13 protein-coding genes and 1 pseudogene are annotated in these 17,579 nt (G+C 69.8%); 5 read left to right on the forward strand and 9 right to left on the reverse strand.

The window, feature by feature from the left end; all coding sequences use genetic code 11:
* Positions 1–83: 83 nt before the first annotated feature.
* The 4 genes from G4X40_RS06525 to G4X40_RS06540 all read right to left on the reverse strand — a co-directional run bounded on the left by G4X40_RS06525 (position 84) and on the right by G4X40_RS06540 (position 5,637).
* The gene (locus G4X40_RS06525; protein WP_332519624.1) at positions 84–785 is read right to left on the reverse strand and encodes an MFS transporter; all 702 of its coding nucleotides are present in this window, start codon (positions 783–785) and stop codon (positions 84–86) included.
* A 9-nt stretch (positions 786–794) separates the two neighbouring features.
* The gene (locus G4X40_RS06530) at positions 795–1,001 is read right to left on the reverse strand and encodes a hypothetical protein (protein ID WP_277830978.1); all 207 of its coding nucleotides are present in this window, start codon (positions 999–1,001) and stop codon (positions 795–797) included.
* Between the two features lie 87 nt (positions 1,002–1,088).
* Entirely contained in the window at positions 1,089–2,297 is a 1,209-nt protein-coding gene (locus G4X40_RS06535; protein WP_277830979.1) for a heparan-alpha-glucosaminide N-acetyltransferase domain-containing protein, read from the reverse strand.
* 91 nt (positions 2,298–2,388) lie between these two features.
* On the reverse strand, positions 2,389–5,637 hold the full coding sequence (locus G4X40_RS06540; protein ID WP_277830981.1) for an arabinosyltransferase domain-containing protein: 3,249 nt from the start codon (positions 5,635–5,637) through the stop codon (positions 2,389–2,391).
* 128 nt (positions 5,638–5,765) lie between these two features.
* On the opposite strand from G4X40_RS06540, the gene G4X40_RS06545 reads away from it, so the two are divergent.
* A complete protein-coding gene (locus G4X40_RS06545) occupies positions 5,766–6,443 on the forward strand; it encodes an SDR family oxidoreductase (RefSeq protein ID WP_277830983.1) in 678 nt (225 codons plus the stop codon).
* Between the two features lie 84 nt (positions 6,444–6,527).
* On the opposite strand, the gene G4X40_RS06550 is transcribed toward G4X40_RS06545, so the two are convergent.
* The 3 genes from G4X40_RS06550 to G4X40_RS06560 form a co-directional block, all read right to left on the reverse strand.
* Positions 6,528–7,295: a phosphotransferase enzyme family protein gene (locus tag G4X40_RS06550; protein ID WP_277830985.1), complete on the reverse strand. Its 768-nt coding sequence runs from the start codon at positions 7,293–7,295 to the stop codon at positions 6,528–6,530.
* Between the two features lie 92 nt (positions 7,296–7,387).
* Complete coding sequence (locus tag G4X40_RS06555; RefSeq protein WP_277830987.1) at positions 7,388–7,987, reverse strand: SMI1/KNR4 family protein; 600 nt, start codon at positions 7,985–7,987, stop codon at positions 7,388–7,390.
* The gene (locus G4X40_RS06560) at positions 7,984–9,318 is read right to left on the reverse strand and encodes a DNA/RNA non-specific endonuclease (RefSeq protein ID WP_277830989.1); all 1,335 of its coding nucleotides are present in this window, start codon (positions 9,316–9,318) and stop codon (positions 7,984–7,986) included. The genes G4X40_RS06555 and G4X40_RS06560 overlap by 4 nt, the downstream gene beginning before the upstream one ends.
* Positions 9,319–9,686: 368 nt before the next feature.
* On the opposite strand from G4X40_RS06560, the gene G4X40_RS06565 reads away from it, so the two are divergent.
* Positions 9,687–11,006 (forward strand): PucR family transcriptional regulator, encoded by a 1,320-nt coding sequence (locus G4X40_RS06565; protein WP_277830990.1) that lies wholly within the window; start codon positions 9,687–9,689, stop codon positions 11,004–11,006.
* On the opposite strand, the gene G4X40_RS06570 is transcribed toward G4X40_RS06565, so the two are convergent.
* Both G4X40_RS06570 and leuS read right to left on the reverse strand, forming a co-directional pair.
* Positions 10,991–11,911 (reverse strand): alpha/beta hydrolase family protein, encoded by a 921-nt coding sequence (locus G4X40_RS06570; RefSeq protein ID WP_277830992.1) that lies wholly within the window; start codon positions 11,909–11,911, stop codon positions 10,991–10,993. The genes G4X40_RS06565 and G4X40_RS06570 overlap by 16 nt on opposite strands.
* Before the next feature lie 15 nt (positions 11,912–11,926).
* Positions 11,927–14,782, reverse strand: coding sequence for a leucine--tRNA ligase (gene leuS, locus G4X40_RS06575; RefSeq protein ID WP_277830994.1), 2,856 nt, complete (start codon positions 14,780–14,782; stop codon positions 11,927–11,929).
* 113 nt (positions 14,783–14,895) lie between these two features.
* On the opposite strand from leuS, the gene G4X40_RS06580 reads away from it, so the two are divergent.
* The 3 genes and pseudogenes from G4X40_RS06580 to G4X40_RS06590 all read left to right on the forward strand — a co-directional run.
* A complete protein-coding gene (locus G4X40_RS06580; RefSeq protein WP_277830996.1) occupies positions 14,896–15,315 on the forward strand; it encodes an SdpI family protein in 420 nt (139 codons plus the stop codon).
* Between the two features lie 72 nt (positions 15,316–15,387).
* Positions 15,388–16,143 (forward strand): MgtC/SapB family protein, encoded by a 756-nt coding sequence (locus tag G4X40_RS06585; RefSeq protein ID WP_277830998.1) that lies wholly within the window; start codon positions 15,388–15,390, stop codon positions 16,141–16,143.
* Positions 16,144–16,168: 25 nt separating this feature from the next.
* Positions 16,169–17,563 (forward strand): annotated as a pseudogene (locus G4X40_RS06590) (chloride channel protein); the annotation flags it as partial.
* Positions 17,564–17,579: the final 16 nt, after the last annotated feature.

Raw genomic sequence — 17,579 nt, forward strand, 5'->3', positions numbered from 1 at the left:
GTCGATCGAATCGTGATGAGTGACCGTAGTCACAGCGAGAGCGGGTTGTGACGTGCTCTCCCGGCGACCGGGACGGCCGCCGGCTACACGACCTCCGTGCGCGCGACGTCGACTCCACCGATCCAGCCGCAGATGCCGAGCGGCAGCAGCAGCAGGAGCAGCGCTAGCAACGCGGGGGTCCAGGAGCCGGTCGCGCCGCGGATTGCGCCGGTCGCGACGGGCCCGACCGCGGCAACGAGGTATCCGATCGACTGGGCCATCGTCGACAGGCTGGTCGTCATCGCGGCCGTCGCCGCACGAAGGTTGACCAGCGTCAACGTCAGCGACAGCTGTCCGCCCTGGCCCAGCCCGAGCAGCACCGCCCAGACCACCGCGCCGCCGACCCCACCGGCGAGCACCCCGAGGAGCCCGGCCATCGAGAGGCCCACCACCGCGACCGCGAGCAGTCGCTGACGGCGCAGTCGCGTCGCGACCACCGGGACCGTCAGGGCGGTGAGGATGCTCGAGATGCTCAGCACGGTCAGCAGCAGTCCGGACCGCTCGGCGGTGACGCCGCGCTCGCGGTAGATCGACGGCAGCCAGGCGATCAGCGAATACGCCAGCAGCGACTGGATTCCCATGAATCCGGTGACCGCCCACGCGGTCGGGGAGCGCAGCACCTCGGGCTGCCACCGCGGCGCCGGTTCGGTCGACGCGACACCCGTGCGGGAGAAACGCAGGTGTCGTGCGGCGACCACCGCCAAGACGGCAGCGGCGAGCAATGCCGGAATCGTCCACGCCGACAACGCTGTTCGTCAGCCGTGCGGTATCCGGTCGGCGATCGGGACACTCACGCCACCGAACTCCGCAACCATCGGAACGTGATGCTCGTCGACTACGATCGCCGGCACCGCATCCCACAGCGCGGCGATCAGTGCGGACGGGTTGCCGAATCCCGCATGGGTGGCCGCGATCTCGTCACGCAGCGCGGTCGCGACCGCGAAATCGTCTGACAGTGCCATGAGCGCGCCCCCTCGCACCGGCCGATGCAGCCGGGGAACAACGTAACGCGCCGACCGAACCTCGATGCGGTGGGGTGCCGGTCGCCTTCACCGCCCTGCGGCGGTGTTCCCGATCCAGGTCAACCCGCGCTCGAGGGGACCGCGGCCGACGAACCTCGCCCACAGCACCGCGAACACGACCGGGACCACCAGGAAGGCGATGAGCATGGGCCAGCTCGGGCTGAACGCGTCGAGGGTGATCAGCAGCCAGATCACCAGCACGTGGCCGACGTACACCGTCAGCGGGTAGCGGCCGAGCGTGACCAGCGGGCCGACAACCCGCGGGACCCAGCGGACCAACGCCAGGCACAGGCCGATCACCGCGAGCGCGACACCGCCGGAACCGATGATCTCGAACGGCGTGCCGGTGTGCGGCGAGGCCGCCAGGATCCACTGCCACGGATCCACCGAGAACGCGCCCCACGCCACCACGTGCAGGGCCCGGTCGACGATCGTCTCTGCATCGTCCGGCGCGACCGCCGCGACGTGGTGCACCAGCGCGGACCGGCCGCCGAACACGTCCAGGGCCAGCCAGGAGCCGCCGTAGCCGACCACCGACATGACCAGCCCGGTGAGCATCAGCCGCCAGTCGGCGCCGCGGCGGGCCAGGCCCCACCGGCCCAGCGCCATACCCATCAGCAGGAACGGCACCCAGATGATCACCGGGAACATCCCGTCGAGGAACACCGAGTGCAGCATCTCGCCGGCCCGCGACCAACCGGTGAAACCGCTGAAGCTGGCGGTCTGACCGAACATGTCGGGCCGGGGCAGCGCCTTGCGCAGACCCAGCGCGACCATCGGGCCGACCACCGCCCAGGCCAGCGCGACGGTCGCCAGCCGCTGCCAACTCCACCGCAGCATCGGCAGCGCCACCCAGAACAGCACGGCATAACTGGACAGGATGATCACGACCGGCGTCCCCAGCGCGGTCAACGCCATGCCGAGCAGCAGCAACGCCCCACCGCGCGCGGCGATCGAACGCCGGTCGGCGGCGAGTCGCTCTCCGCGGTGGCAGACCTGCCCGCCCGTGCTCAGCGCCAGCGACAGGCCGGCGAGCACCGCGAACAGGATCGACGCGCGCCCGCGGAACGCGATGAAGACGTCATCCCCGACCTGCCGGTAGGCGCCGGTGTGCACCAGCACCATGCCCAGCACCGCGACCGCGCGCGCCAGGTCGACGCCGGCGAGGCGGACCTTGCGCTTCGGGGTGGTGTCACCGACCGGTGCGGGCGGACGCTCGAGTACCGCGACGTTCACCCTGGATTCCATACATTGCCCTACCGGTCGGTCTATCGATTCACCACATTATGGCCGGATGAACAGGCGGTGGCCAACGGGCGTCGGGTCGTCAGTGCTGGATCGGCGCCGGGTTCCACATGCCCGAACGCCGCGCGGTCCCGATCTGCAACTGCGCGGGCGACGCCTCCGGCACGCGGGGGATCAGCCGCTCGAGCGAGCCCCAATCGCGGCCCACGTCGTTCTTCAGATAGGTCGGCACGGTCTGCACCCGCAGCAGCAGATCGCTCCAGCCCAGCGGCCCGCCGCCGCCGGCGCCCTCCCAGACGTCGACGGCCGACACCGCGAGTCCGCGGTCGGGCAGGATCCGGTACTTCGGGATCTCGGCGACGCCGTTGAGGTGGTCGAACGGACGCTGGCAGGGGAACGCGAGACCGACCGCCCAGTCCAGCAGCACCGGTTGGGTCGAGCCGACCAGCTGCTGCAGCGTCTGCAGGTGCGGCACCCGTGGCGGGGTGAACGCGATCCACTGGTCCGGGTCGAGGTCGCGGTCGTCGGCGACGATCCGCACCACCTGAGCACCGGCGGGGAAGTCGGTCACCGGCAGCCGCAGGTTCCGCCAGCTGGGCGCGGGGCCCGGATCGATCAGGCCCTTGCTGCCGATCGTCGCGTACCCGCCGTCCGCCGTGCGGCGACCGAACTCGACCCGCAGGTTGGTGTCCTTGACCTGTCCTGCGGCCGCCACGGCCAGGATCGGGAAAGCGTCGCTGCGCGGGGGCAGCGCGTACCAGGTGGACATCGCCTCGGCGGGCTTCTGCTCGCCGGTCTGGTAGCTGCCGAGCACCGGCGTCGTCGCCGGGTCGAGTCCGAACGGCAGCGCCACCTGACTGCCGCCGCCGGCGCTCGCGGTGGTGCCACCGGTGGTGTCGACGGGCTCGCCGTTCGTGTGCGGATCGAGGTCCTTCCAGATCTTCAGGTCCGCGTCGCGTTGCATCGAGGCCAGGTCGGCCGGCACCCCGTCGGGGGTGAATCCGCCTTCCGCCGTGGCCCCCAGCGGGGTCGACGTCGGCGCGACCGGACGCAGCATCCCGACGTTCGGATCGGGTTCTGTCAGAACGAAATCAGCCATGCCGCATGGTTTTCCGGCCATGGATCGGAAGTTCTCCACGGCCACGGAGTAGGACCTGTGCTGGTTGATCGCGCCGACCGCGAGCGAGAGCACCTCGAGCAATACAACCGCGCCCGCGGCGATCGTCAGCGGCGCGAACCGGCCTGCGGACCGGTGCGGCGGACCGCCGAGCGGGTCGCGGCAGTGGCACCAGATCGCGTACCCCAGCGTGACGACCAGGGCCAGCACCAGCACCGCGGCGATCGGGACGCCGAACAACTCCGGAATCTGCCCGCCCCACGGCACGCCGTAGCTGGAGACGTACCACCAGCCGTTGGAGCTCTGGAAGGACACGGCGAGCACGAACAGCACCGCGGCGGTCAGCAGCGCGCGATTACGCCGGGACCGCACCACCTGCGGGCCGACCACGACCGCGGTCAGTGCGGCCAGCGCCGCCGCGAGGCCCGCGTAGACGCCGAAGTGGTGCGTCCACTTGGTCGGGTTGAACATCATCAGCGCCAGCGACAGGGCGGTGATGCCCACGATCCGGCGCGCCGGCCCGACCGCGACACCGGGGACGCGGCGCTTGCGGAACAGCACCACCGCGCAGGTGATCAGGCACAGCAGCATCACCAGGACGGCGAACCGCCGGGCGACCGACCCGTCGGGGGTGGCGTGCATCAGCGCGTCGTAGCGCTCGTACTCGTCGTACCAGGGATCGCCCGGACCCAATGCGGCCTTCATCTTGCTGGCCTCGATGACCGGTTTGAGGCTTTCGTCGCCGAACACCAGGATCAGCACGAGGGTGGCGGAGGCCAGCAGCGGCGCTATCAGCGGCCAGTAGCCGACCTGTCGCGCCCGGCGGATCAGCATCTGGATGAGCGGCCGCGAACCGGCGAGCAGCGCGGCCACGCAGATGGTGCCGGTGGGTCCGGCCGAAAGCGTGAACCCGGCGATCAACAGCGCGGCCGCGGCCGGCAGCAGCCGTCCGGTGGCGATGGCCCGCTCCACCGAACACCAGGTCAGCAGCGCGCCCGCCGCGATCAGCGGTTCCGGGCGCAGTCCGTTGTTGTAGGGCAGCCAGAACGCCAGGAACACCGCCGCCGCCGTCCACACCACGACCTTGCGGTGCCGGGCCAGCCGGCCCAGGCGCGGGATCACCTCACGCGAGATCACCAGCCACGACAACACGCCGGCGACGAGTGCCGGCAACCGCATCCACGGGCTCGCCGTCGTCACGTGCGCCATCCACGTGAACACGTAGTACGGCATGCCGAACGGCGCCTCGGGTGCGGCGTACCAGCGGAAATAGTTCGCCATGTAGCCCGAGTGCGCGGCCGTGCGCGCCATCTGCAGCTGATAGCCGTCGTCGGAGGTGTTCGCGCCGATGAAGTGCCAGAGCAGCAGGATCCCCAGCACCGCGCCGTCGGCGACGGTGAACCGCCACCAGCGGGCCGGCAGGAACCGGCGGTGCTTGCGGCCATCGGTGCCGTCCAGCCGGGCCAGCGCGACCAGTGAGATCACCGTCAGCAGCACGCCGAAGATCATCACCAGGGCTTTGAACAGGGTCGGCGTGGTCGAGTACCGCGAGTCGATCGTGGTGTGGAAATACAGGCCCTCGAGGCTTGCGCCGGTCAGGTCCGTGAACACGCCCACCACCTGCGGGCGCAGATCGCCCTGGGTGACCCTCGACTCCGCCGGCCCACCGCTCGCGGGCGTCAACGTCACAGTGGCCCGCTCGGCCGTGATCGCGACCGCAAGCGTCGGGCAGGTCGCCCCGGGCAGCAGCGCGCTCTCGGGGGCCTCGAACAACACCTCGTCGCGGGAGCGCACCTGGACCAGTCCGCCCTCGTCGGTGACGAACAGGCCACGTGCGCGCGCGGCCTCCCCGGCCTGGTGCGGCGCGGTCGACAGCATGACGCTGCGGTCGCCGACGCCCGACGGGCGGCGCATCAGCCGGTCGGCGCGGATCTGCTCGACCGCGGTGCACGGGACCGACAGTTGCACGTCGATCGGCGCATAGGACACCAGCGGCGCCGTCACGGAGTTCACGTTGCCGTGCTGCGGCCAGCTCAGCTGGGCCGTGGTCTGCGTGACCGGCAGGATCGGGGTCAGCACCGCCATCAGGAAGCCGAGCAGACCGGTCACCACCGCGACCCAACGCGCGGTCCGGAAATCGCGGTGCAGCGCCGGGCGCCGCGTCGTCGCCGGATCGGCCGGGCTGGAGGTCGGGTCGTCGACGGCGGTGGACATGCACACAGATACTAAGCGAAGGACAGAATCGTCCTGACGCCGTGACCTGCTGCGCAGTGCTTCCGGAGGGATTCACGGTGCCCCCAAGACGCCGCCGGGACCGCCCGGCCGTGACTACGCTTCTCGACATGCGTCCCACAGCCCTGATCACCGGTGGCGGCCGCGGACTCGGCGCCGCCATCGCCCGCGAACTCGCCCCGACCCACCGGCTGCTGCTCGGCGGGCGCGGCTCCTCCGTCCTCGACGACCTGGCCGCCGAACTGCCCGACGCGGCTGCCTGGCCGGTGGAGCTGACCGAACCTGAGGCGCTCGCGGCGGCCTGCGCCGGGATCGACCGGCTGGACGTGCTGGTACACAATGCCGGCTTCTGCGAGCTGGGCACGGTCGCCGACGCAGGAATGCACCAGTGGCGCAAGACCTTCGACGTCAACGTCTTCGCGGTCGCCGAGCTGACCCGGCTGCTGCTGCCCGCGCTGCGCGCCGCGGGCGGCCACGTGGTGCTGATCAATTCGGGGGCGGGGCTGAGGGCCAACCCCGGCTGGGGTGCGTATGCCGCGAGCAAGTTCGCACTGCGGGCCTTCGGCGACGCGCTGCGGGCGGAGGAGCCGGCGCTGCGGGTCACCTCGGTGCACCCCGGCCGCATCGCCACCGAGATGCAGCGCGCGATCGTCGCGTCCGAGGGCGGGGAGTACCGAGCCGAGGACTTCCTCACCGCCGAGTCGGTCGCGACCCTGGTCCGCCAGGCGGTGCTGGCGGAGGCCGACGCACACCCCACCGAGCTGGTGATCCGTCCGCGCCCCAGGTGAGCGTGCGCCGATCGTTCCGACGTCCTCGACTCGAACCGCTCACGCATGAAAAGACCTCGAGCGCAGGGGCTTTCATATGTCTCTCTACTTTGATGAGAGGCCGCTCCGGTTCGCTTCGAGGTAGGCGATGTCACGTTCGTAGATGACGGTGTCACCGCGATCGAGCACCGCCTGCTGGGCGGGGTCGCCGGCGGCCGCCTGTTCGACGATGAACTCGACCAGCTCACGTAGCCGCTTGACGGCGATGGCAACGACATCGGCGGGCGCGATGGTGGCGATTCCGTATGCGGACACGAACAGCGCCAGCCTCCTGCGCTGTTCCGCGACGCCGGGGTAGGGGACATCAGGATTCGCAGGATCGGTCAAGGGCACGAATCGATACGCCGTATAGGCGAGGTCCCACACCCTCGGTCCCGGCGAGGCGGTGTCGAAGTCGATGACGCCGACAAGCTCTTGCCCCTCGAACATCAGGTTGTACGGAGCGAAATCATTGTGGCACAGCACTTCCGCGGGCTCGTGTGCCGGCCACTGCCACTGAGTGTCATCCGGCGGGCGGAAGTCCGCGGTCGCGTCGTGGTACTCACGAATCATCCGCGCGACCGCGACCAGCATGCGATCGGTCATGACATATGCCGCGAGTGGATAGGTGGCGACCGCGCCCGGGAGCAGGCTGATGATCTCCCGCCCCTGCTCATCGGTACCGAGCGCTTCGGGAGCGCGATCGAAGCCCCGGCTGCGGAGGTGATCGAGCAGCGCATGAATTGCGGGAGTCCACGGCCCGGTCGCGCGGCGGACGGTGTCGCCGACTCGCACCACGCGCGTCATGTCTCCACCCGGCAGGATCTCTTCCACGTTCCTCCTCACCGCATCCGCTGTCGACGGTGCAGACACACTGGATCACAGTCGGGGCGGGGCTGCGCGCCAACCCCGGTCGGTCGACGAATTCAGGCATCGATGTAAACGGTGCGAACAACCTCCCCGTCCGGCGCGGCCGGGTCGAAGAACTCGGCCCGGTTCGCGGTGCCGCCGAGACGCTCGTCGCGATCGAAGTACTTCGGCAACTGCGGCGGCCGGATCCTGTGGGTGAGCCAGTCCACCAGTAGTTCGGACACACTGCCGGAGTAGAAGTACCACTGCGCGGGGTAGAGGTCGGTGAGCACGATCGTCCATTCGTCCGGGTTCGGAGATCCGGTGTGCCACAAGAAGTAGTCACCGCTGTCGGAACCGCCCCAGGAGACGAACGCCGACGGGTCGTCGATCGTCACCCCTGCGGGGATCGACTCCGGCGGATATTCGATCGGTACATCGAGGTTCTCCCGCATCTCGCTCGTGCACGTGGCCAGGTCGACCCACGGGTGTTGCGGATCCGGATGATAGGGCCGGAAGGTGTCGCCGAACAGCACGCACCCGTAGGTGTCGACGAGCTGGGTGAAGTCCTCCGGTAGTCGCAGACCCAACTCTTTCTCGGTTGCCGACCAGTCATAGCCGACCACGCCCTCCGGCGGTTCGACCAGTTCCCGGAGACGGTCGAGTGCGGCGCTCATCGGTAATTCCGCACGTAGACGGCCGGCATGTTCCAGCCCTTCGTTCCCCAGGCCTGCATCAGGTAAGCGTACGGGCGGATCTGGTTGCCGTGGTACAGCGGAACCTTCATGAAGGTCACGTCCTGCGCCGCGACACCCGGCTCGGCGCCCCGTACCACCCGAGCGACCGTCGTTTCCCATTCGCGCACGATGCCGGTGTTGATGGTGCCGAGTTCCGGGGACAGCATCTGCGGAACGTCTCCCGGGCAGCCGAACAGGTTTCCGCACAGGTGACCGCGGTGATACTTCGGGTCCTGCCCGTAGGCCAGACCGTCGATCTTCGCCTTCGGGCCCCCACCCTTGCCCAGGCTGTCCGGAGTCAGATAGCCGAGCACCCCGGTCGACCGGCCGAACGAATCCAGCGGGCCGGCCAGGAACCGGCTCGCCCCATATGCCGCCAGCACCGGCGCACTGTTCGCGAACTGCGGCGACGAGAAACCACGGGTGAGCGCATAGGTGTCGATCCCGTTGGAGGGGATCGGCAGGCCCTGCGTGGCGTGCATCAACTGCCCGGCGACGGAGAAGAAGTCGAGCTGCAGTGCTGTCAATCCCCGGCCCATGGCCTGCGGCCCCGCGAGGGTCACCAGGTCCGCGTTCTTCCCGGTCACCATCGAGTTGGGCAGTGCCGCCGGCGCCTGCAAGTTCGTGGCGCCATACGCGGCAGGCGCATCATAGGGCGCGTTCGTGGGAGCGCTTCCCGGCACGATCTGGCTCGGCGCCGCACCCGGAAGGTTCGTCACCGCGTTCGTGTCGAGTACCGGGGCCGCCGGAGCGCTCATCGTCGCAGTCGGACCCGCGACGGGCGGTGCCGGGGCTGTCGGACCCGCCGGGATCGGCGGTGCGGGCACAGCAGGCACGGGTGGCAACGCCGGCGGCCCAGACGGTGCAGGCCGAGAGCCCTGACCGCCGCCGGGCGACGGCACCGGGTTGACCCTGACGTCGAGGCTGCATGACGCAGCCTCCGCATCGACGGCCGCGGCCGCCGCGCTGAGAGCAGCGCCCTCCGTGGTGAGTACCAGGGCCTCCCCGTTGTAGGCCATCCCCGCAGCAAGACCGCCGGCCTGCGCAGCCGGAAGCGCGCCGTTGTGCGCGATGGTCCGCACATTGTGCGAGTCGATCGCCACGTTCAGCGTGGCTGCCTGTGCAGCCACCGACCCACAGGTCAGCGGATCGGCAGAGGCCGCAGGAACTCCCCACGGCGCCAACGAGACTCCGGCTGCCGCGGCGACGACGAGCAGCCCGGCACGCAAACGTCCTGTCCCGGTTCGTGATCCGAATGCAGATCTTGGCATGAACGCTCCTTCTGTGCCCGGTTCGGTCCGAGAATCGGCCTCGGCGAGCGGCTGTCGGTGGACCTAATCTCGATCTGTCGCAAGTGGGATGCCACGGCGGGCGGGAAAGTTCCCGGCAAGTTCACGATTTGCCCGCAGAGCCGCAGCGATCGCTCGGCGAACAGAAGGGCGCATCCCCCGCGCCACTACGTGGAACGGGAACCCGCCCGAGTTGCAGACACCCAGGCAGAGGATTGGATCCGACCGTCCAGCTCGTTCCACGACCTGGACATCACCGATGTGATGCGCAACACTGTCACCTCGCGTGGCAGATATCCAGAACGGCGTGGGGGCGCCGGACGTGGGGGACACAACGTGGAGGCGATGCGATGACCAGCCCTGGGGCCGACACCGTGCAGATCATGGTGGCCGGGGAACCTGCGTCGTCCGCCCTGAGCGACCTCCGCTCGTTCGCCGGAAACCTGGTCGGCCACTTCGCGGAGAACGTCGTGCCGTGCGGCCTGCTGCCGCGCGAGGAGCTCGACGGCGACGTCACCCGGGTGACCATGGGATGTCTGGCGCTGGCGGTCGGGTTGCTCGACGAGCGGCGGGTCCCCACCGACGAGGACCTCGCGGCCTTCACCGAGGCGGCGGCACAGTGGGCGCGGGAGGGCATCCCGCTCGAAACCATCCTGCGGGTCTTCCACGAGGGCATCAAGGTCAGTTGGCAGCACATCGCGCACCGTGCCGACGCCGGCGACGTCGACGACATGGCCGACGCCACCCACCTGCTGATCTCGATGCTCGAGAACGTCACCGTCGCAGCGACCTCGGCTTACATCTCGGAGTTGAAGATCGTCGCGAGCGAGCACCACACCGCCAGCCACACCCTTGTCACGGCGCTGCTGAGCGGCCAGAGCACCACCGCGATGGCCCGGCAGTGCGGCATCGCGGTCGCGCCGGAATACCTGGTGTTGGCGGTGCACATCCCCGCGCACCCCGATGAGCTGCGACCCGACGTGCGCCGCTCGGTGCCGGCCCGGCGCAAGCTGCGGCGGGTGCAAGCGCAGTTGGCGACATCGTGCGGCCGGCGTTCCCTGTCGCTGCTCAGTCCGCAGGGCGGCACCGTGCTCATTCCCCATGCCCCGCAAGAGGAATGGGTAAGCTCGCTGGTCGAGTCCCTCGGCTCGGCGGCGGAGGTGCCGATCACCGTGACCGCGGTGCAGGCCCGCACGCCGGATGTCCCGACCGCGTCGGAACAGGCGCACGAACTGCTCGAGTTGACCGGGATGCTGCACAGCGATCCCGGCGTCTATCGGATGAGCGACCTGGTGCTCGAGTACCAGATGATGCGGCCGGGCGCAGGACGCGAGCACCTGATCTCGCTGCTCGAGCCGTTGAACGGTTCCCCGGAATTGGTCGAAACGCTCGAGGTGCACATCGCGAACGACCTGAGCAGGCAACGCACCGCGCGTCGACTTCACGTGCACGCCAACACTGTCGACTACCGACTGCGGCGGATCGGTCAGCTCACCGGACTCGACCCGACCCGGCCGTCCGAACTGCGCTCACTGCAGGCCGCGCTCGTCGCACGCCGGATCGCCAAGGCCTCCGCACAGGCTTCGGCCCAAGCCGATGCCCATACCGGTTCGGCCGAACACACTGGTACCCAAGCGGATACACGCGCGACGAGTCAGACGCCGACGTAGCCGAGGATGCTCTTCTTCGCGGACGCCCACGCGGCCGTGCGCGGATCGCCGAAGTCCATGTGCCCGACACCGGGCAGCATCTTCAGCCACGCCGGATCACCCATGTAGTTGGCCGCGGAGACGTACAGCCGGCTCTGGTCGGGCGAGACCGTGGTGTCCTTGTCCCCGTGAATCGCGGTGACCGGCAACCCGATCGGCAGGAAGTCGATGGGCGAGGACAGGTGGTAGCGGTCGGGCACCTGCAACGGGGTGCCGCCCAGCAAACGCTGCACGAAGTGGTCGCGCCCCTGCACGGCGGCCATGCGCATGTCGAACACGCCCGCCATCACGGTCGCACTGTGCAGCGGCTGCAGGGCCGGGCCACCCGGCGCGCCGGCGCCCATCTTGGGCCGGCTGACCAGCCACGCGGCGAGTTGTCCACCCGCCGAGTGCCCCGCCACATGTACCCGCCGCAGATCCAGCCGGCCGTTCGCGTACTGCTGCACCAGACCCGGCAGCGCCTCGACCGCATCGGCCGCGTCCGCCAGCGTGACCGGCCAGCCGCCCAGCCCGCCGACGCGGCGGTACTCGATGTTCCACACCGCGATCCCGTGCGGGACCAGGCTGCGGGCGAGCACACCGGTGTAGCCGAGCGAGTGGCTCTGCGCCCACCCGCCGCCGTGGATCATCACCACCACCGGCAGGTTGCCGGCCTCCCCGGTGGGCAGGTACAGGTCGCCGAAGTTGTCCGAGGTCGCGCCGTAGCGGATCCGCACCGGCGGCGCGACGGTGAACACCCTCGGCGGCACCGCATCGGCCCGGGCCAGGCCGATCACCGGCGGCTCCTCGCCGCAGCCCGCCAGGGTCAAGGCGGCGGCGGCCCCGACGGTCCCGACCAGGAACCCGCGGCGGTTGATCTTCCCCATGTCGGATGTATACCGCTAACGCACCACGTTGACCATCCGGCCGGGCACCACGATGACCTTCTTCGGTGCCTTGCCGTCGAGCAGCGCGACGATCTTCTCGTCCGCCAGGGCGAGCTTCTCGATGTCACCGGCCGCCATGTCGGTCGGCACCGTGATGCGGCTGCGCACCTTGCCGTTGACCTGGATCGGGTATTCGACGCTGTCCTCGACCAGCCACTTCTCGTCGGCGACCGGGAACGGTCCGTGCGCGAGCGAGCCGTCGTGCCCGAGCCGCGACCACAACTCCTCGGCCAGGTGCGGCGCCAGCGGGGCGAGCATGAGCACCAGCGAATCGACCGCCTGCCGGGGCGCACCCTCCGGGTAGTCCTTGGTCAGGTGGTTGGTCAGCTCGATCAGCTTGGCGGCCGCGGTGTTGTCGCGCAGTGCGACGTAGTCCTCGTGGACGCCGGCGATCGTCTTGTTCAGCAGGCGGAGCGTGTCGTCGGAAGGGGTTGCGTCGGTGACGCGCACGGCCCCGGTCTCCTCGTCGACCACGGTGCGCCAGACGCGCTGCAGGAAGCGCTGCGCGCCGACGACGTCCTTGGTCGCCCAGGGTCGGGAGGTGTCCAGCGGACCCATCGACATCTCGTACACGCGCAGGGTGTCGGCGCCGTAGGCGTCGCAGATGGCGTCCGGGGTCACCGAGTTCTTCAGCGACTTGCCCATCTTGCCGTACTCCCGGTTGACCTCCTGGCCGTCGTAGAAGAACTTGCCGTCCTTCTCGACGACCTCCTCCGCCGGCACGTAGACACCGCGGGAGTCGGTGTAGGCGTAGGCCTGTACGTAACCCTGGTTGTAGAGACGCCGGTACGGCTCGGACGAGCTCACGTGGCCGAGGTCGAACAGCACCTTGTGCCAGAAGCGCGCGTAGAGCAGATGCAGCACCGCGTGCTCGACACCGCCGACGTACAGGTCCACGCCGCCCGGGTCGCCGGCGCCGTGCAGCTCCGGCCGCGGCCCCATCCAGTACTGCTCGTTCGCCTTGGCGCAGAACGCATCCGAATTCTTCGGGTCGATGTAGCGCAGCTGATACCACGAGCTGCCCGCCCACTGGGGCATCACGTTGGTGTCGCGCGTGTAGTGCCGCAGCCCGTCACCGAGATCCAGCTCGACGTCGACCCAGCCGGCCGCCTTGGCCAGCGGGGGAGAGGGCTCGGAGTCGGCGTCTTCGGGGTCGAAGCTGACCGGCGCGTAGTCCTCGACCTCCGGGAGTTCCACCGGCAGCATCGAATCCGGAAGCGGCACCGCGTTGCCATCGGCATCGTAGACGATCGGGAAGGGCTCGCCCCAGTAACGCTGGCGGGCGAAGAGCCAGTCGCGCAGCTTGTACTGCACGGTGCCCTCGCCGAGCCCGCGCTCCTCGAGCCAGGCGACCACGGCCGGCTTGGCCTGCCCGACCGTCATGCCGTTGAGATCGAGCCCCTCGTCGTTCGCGGAGTTGACCGTCGGACCGTCACCGGTGTGCGCACCGGTGGTCAGGTCCAGTTCGGAGGCGACGACCTCGACGATCGGCAGCCCGAACTTGGTGGCGAACTCCCAGTCGCGGTGGTCGTGCCCGGGCACGGCCATGATCGCGCCGGTGCCGTACCCGGTCAGCACGTAATCGGCGATGAAGATCGGAACCTGTTGCCCGTTCACCGGATTGACCGCGTAGGCCCCGGTGAACACACCGGTCTTGTCCTTGTTCTCCTGGCGCTCGAGATCGGACTTCGCCACGATGGCCGCGCGGTAGGCGGCGACCGCCTCCTTCGGCGAGGCGGCGCCGTAGGTCCAGCGCTCGTCCACCCCGTCGGGCCAGGCCGCGGCGAGGACGGTGTCGACCAGCCGGTGCTCGGGCGCGAGCACCACATAGGTGGCACCGAACAGGGTGTCGGGGCGGGTGGTGAACACCTCGACGGCCTCGTCGGCCCCGGCCACCGCGAAGCGCACGCGCGCACCCTGCGAGCGGCCGATCCAGTTGCGCTGCATGGTCTTGACCTTGTCCGGCCAGTCCAGCAGCTCGAGGTCGTCGACAAGGCGGTCGGAGTACGCGGTGATCCGCATCATCCACTGTCGCAAGTTCTTCCGGAAGACCGGGAAGTTGCCGCGCTCGCTGCGGCCGTCGGCGGTGACCTCTTCGTTGGCCAGCACCGTACCGAGCCCCGGGCACCAGTTGACCATCGAATCCGAGTGGTACACCAGGCGATACGAGTCGAGTACCTTGCCGCGCTCGGCCTTCGTCAGCTCGGCCCACGCGCGGCCGCCGTCGAGAGTCCTTGCGCCGCTCTCGAACTCCGCTTCCAGATCGGCGATGGGCCGGGCCTTGCGCTGGTCGACGTCGTACCAGGCGTTGTAGATCTGCAGGAAGATCCACTGCGTCCAGTGGTAGAAGTCGACGTCGGTGGTCGCCACCCGGCGGCGCTCGTCGTGCCCCAGGCCCAGGCGCCGGATCTGCGACAGGTACCGCTCGATGTTGGCCTCGGTCGTGGTGCGCGGATGGGTGCCGGTCTGCACGGCGTACTGCTCGGCCGGCAGGCCGAAGGCGTCGAAGCCCATCGTGTGCAGCACGTTGTGCCCGTTCATGCGGTGATAGCGGGCGTAGACGTCGGTCGCGATGAAGCCGAGCGGGTGCCCGACGTGCAGGCCCGCGCCCGAGGGGTACGGGAACATGTCCAGCACGAACAGCTTGTCGTCGGGGACCTCGCCGGCCAGCGAACCCACCGGGTTCGGCGCGTCGAAGGTGCCGCGGTCGGTCCACCGCTGCTGCCAGCGACGCTCGATCTCGCCCGCCAACTCCGCGGTGTAGCGGTGCTGCGGGGTCTCGTCGGGCTGGGTCTGTGCTGGCTTGGTCACGGCTGTCGCTATCTACTCGCTGCTGGGAACTACCGCCTCACAGCCTAAGGTGTCCGCGCGGCCGAGCAGAGACCCGGTAGGCAGCGTTTTGCCTGGTCTCTTACCATGGTGGGGTGTTGATCGTCGCCGTCCTGTTCCTGATCGCCGCCGTCGCCCTCGGTGGGATCTCTGTCGTGGCCCTGTCCGGCAGGCTGCCGCGGAACCGGTACCTCGGCGTGCGGACTCCCGCGACGCTGCGCGACGAGCAGACCTTCCGGCTGGCCAACCGGGTCGCCGCCCCCACGATGGCGGCGGGCGCGTTCGTGTTGCTGCTCGGCGGTCTGGGCGCGCTGCTCTTCAGCACCGTCGCCGGCATCGTCGCGGTCGTCGTCTGCCTGGTCGCCGCGCTGGTCATCGCCGGTATCGGCGGCGCGTTGGGCGCCCGTGCGGCGGAGTCGCTGCCGACCCCCGACGACCTGGGCGCGTGCGGTAGTTCCTGCGGCGCGTGCTCGCTCAAGGACGCCTGCGAGAGCGCCGTCGGCCACGAGCACTGAGGTCCCGAGCGAGGACCGTCGCCTGGTCTTTTCCGGCACCTGAGGCGCCGGTGAGTGGCACAGTGGATTTCTGTGGGAGCCCTCGCGACGGCCGGCGGACCGCTCGCTCTCGCCGCCCAGCACGGCCAGGGATGGCCGCAGGTCGGCGAGCTGCTGGTCGCCTTCGTGTTGTCCGCGCTGATCGGCTTCGAACGCGAGATCCGCGGCAAGAACGCCGGGCTGCGCACCCAGGCGATCGTCGGCACCACCGCTGCGCTGATCGTGCTGGTCAGCAAGTACGGATTCGGTGACGTCCTCGCCAAGGGCTACGTCATCCTGGACCCGTCCCGGGTCGCCGCGCAGATCGTCACCGGCATCGGCTTCCTCGGCGCGGGCCTGATCATCACCCGCCAGGGCGCGATCCGCGGCCTGACCACGGCCGCCTCGGTCTGGGAGACCGCCGCCATCGGCATGGCCGCCGGCGCGGGGCTGCCGCTGCTGGCGGTGCTGGTCACCGTGCTGCACTTCGTCGTCGTGCTCGGGCTGGGCCCGCTGATCAGACGGATTCCCGCGCGGCTGCGCGGCTCGGTGCGGATCTTCGTCATCTACGAGGACGGCCGCGGCATCCTGCGTCAGCTGCTGACCGTGTGCAGCACCCACAACTGGGTGGTCACGACCCTCTCGGACGAGCCGTCCGGCACCGACCTGGGCCCGCTGCACGGTGCCGAACCGGGCCGGGTCGGGATCATGATGTCGCTGTCCGGGCGCGGCGTACACCAGGCGACGAACGTCATCGGGGCCGTCGACGGCGTCGACGCGGTGCACCGCGTGGACGAGTCGACGGAATAGCGTCCTACTGTCGAAGACCGTGGCGATGACACTCACACCCCGGTCGATCGAGGCGGCGACCTCACGATGGCTCGGCCGCGCCGGCTATCTGCGCAAGTGGGTCGCACTCGGGATCGCGATCGGGATCATCGCCGGACTCGGCGCGGTGGTGTTCTATCTGGCGCTGACCGGCGCGACGCACCTGCTGCTGGAGACCCTCGGCGGATACGCCCCACCGAAGCCGGTCGGTGAGGGCGGCGGCGCGGCCGGTGGCGGGCACGTCGGCTGGGACCAGTTCACGCGGCCGTGGGCGATCCCGCTGGTGGTCTGCCTGGGCGGCCTGGCCTCGGGGTTTCTGGTCTTCACCTTTGCTCCGGAGGCCGAGGGGCACGGCACCGACTCGGCCATCGAGGCGGTGCACAAGAACCCGCGGATGATCCGCATGCGCGCGGTGATCGTCAAGCTCATCGCCTCGGCCATCACGATCGGCTCCGGCGGCTCCGGCGGCCGGGAGGGGCCCACCGCGCAGATCTCCGCGGGCTTCGGCTCGCTGTTGGCGCGCCGGCTCGACCTGTCGCCCGAGGACGGGCGGATCGCGGTGTCGGTGGGCATCGGCGCCGGCATCGGTGCAATCTTCGGGGCGCCGCTGGGCGGGGCGGTGCTCGCCGGCGCGATCGTCTACCGCGACGACTTCGAGACCGAGGCGCTCGTACCCGGGCTGATCACCTCGATCGTCAGCTACACGGTGTTCGGCTCGATGATGGGTTTCAGCCCGCTGTTCGGGTACGCGGCACAGGACTACCGGTTCGATCAGCCGCTGCAACTGGTGTGGTTCGCGCTCATCGGACTGGTCGCCGGGCTGGTCGGGCTCGCCTACATCCGCGGCTTCTACGGCATCGGTGCGCTGTTCCGCCGACTGCGTCTGGCCCGGGTGCTCAAGCCCGCCCTGGGTGGCCTGCTGGTCGGCCTGCTGGGGCTGGCGCTGCCGGAGGTACTCGGCAGCGGGTACGGCTGGGTGCAGGAGTCGCTGGACCGGTCGGCGCTGCTGTCGCTGCCGCTGTGGGTGGTCCTGCTGCTGCCGTTCGCGAAGATCCTCGCGACGGCACTGTCGATCGGCAGCGGGGGATCCGGCGGCATCTTCGGCCCCGGCATGGTGATCGGCGCCTTCGTCGGCGCGGCCGTGTGGCGGCTCCTCGAGCCGATCGCACCGCAGGTGCCGCACAGTCCCGCGCCGTTCGTGATCGTCGGCATGATGGCTTGCTTCGGCAGCGCCGCGCGCGCACCGCTGGCGATCATGCTCATGGTCGCCGAGATGACCGGCAGCCTGACGATCCTGGCGCCGGCGATGGTCGCGGTCGGGCTCGCATACCTGATCGTTCGGCACTTCGGCGCGACGATCTACCGTTCCCAGTTGACCAACCGGGACGAGGCCCGGGCGGCTCGGCTGCACCGCGGGC

Source organism: Speluncibacter jeojiensis (assembly GCF_029589495.1).
Taxonomy (GTDB): Bacteria; Actinomycetota; Actinomycetes; order Mycobacteriales; family Mycobacteriaceae; genus Speluncibacter; species Speluncibacter jeojiensis.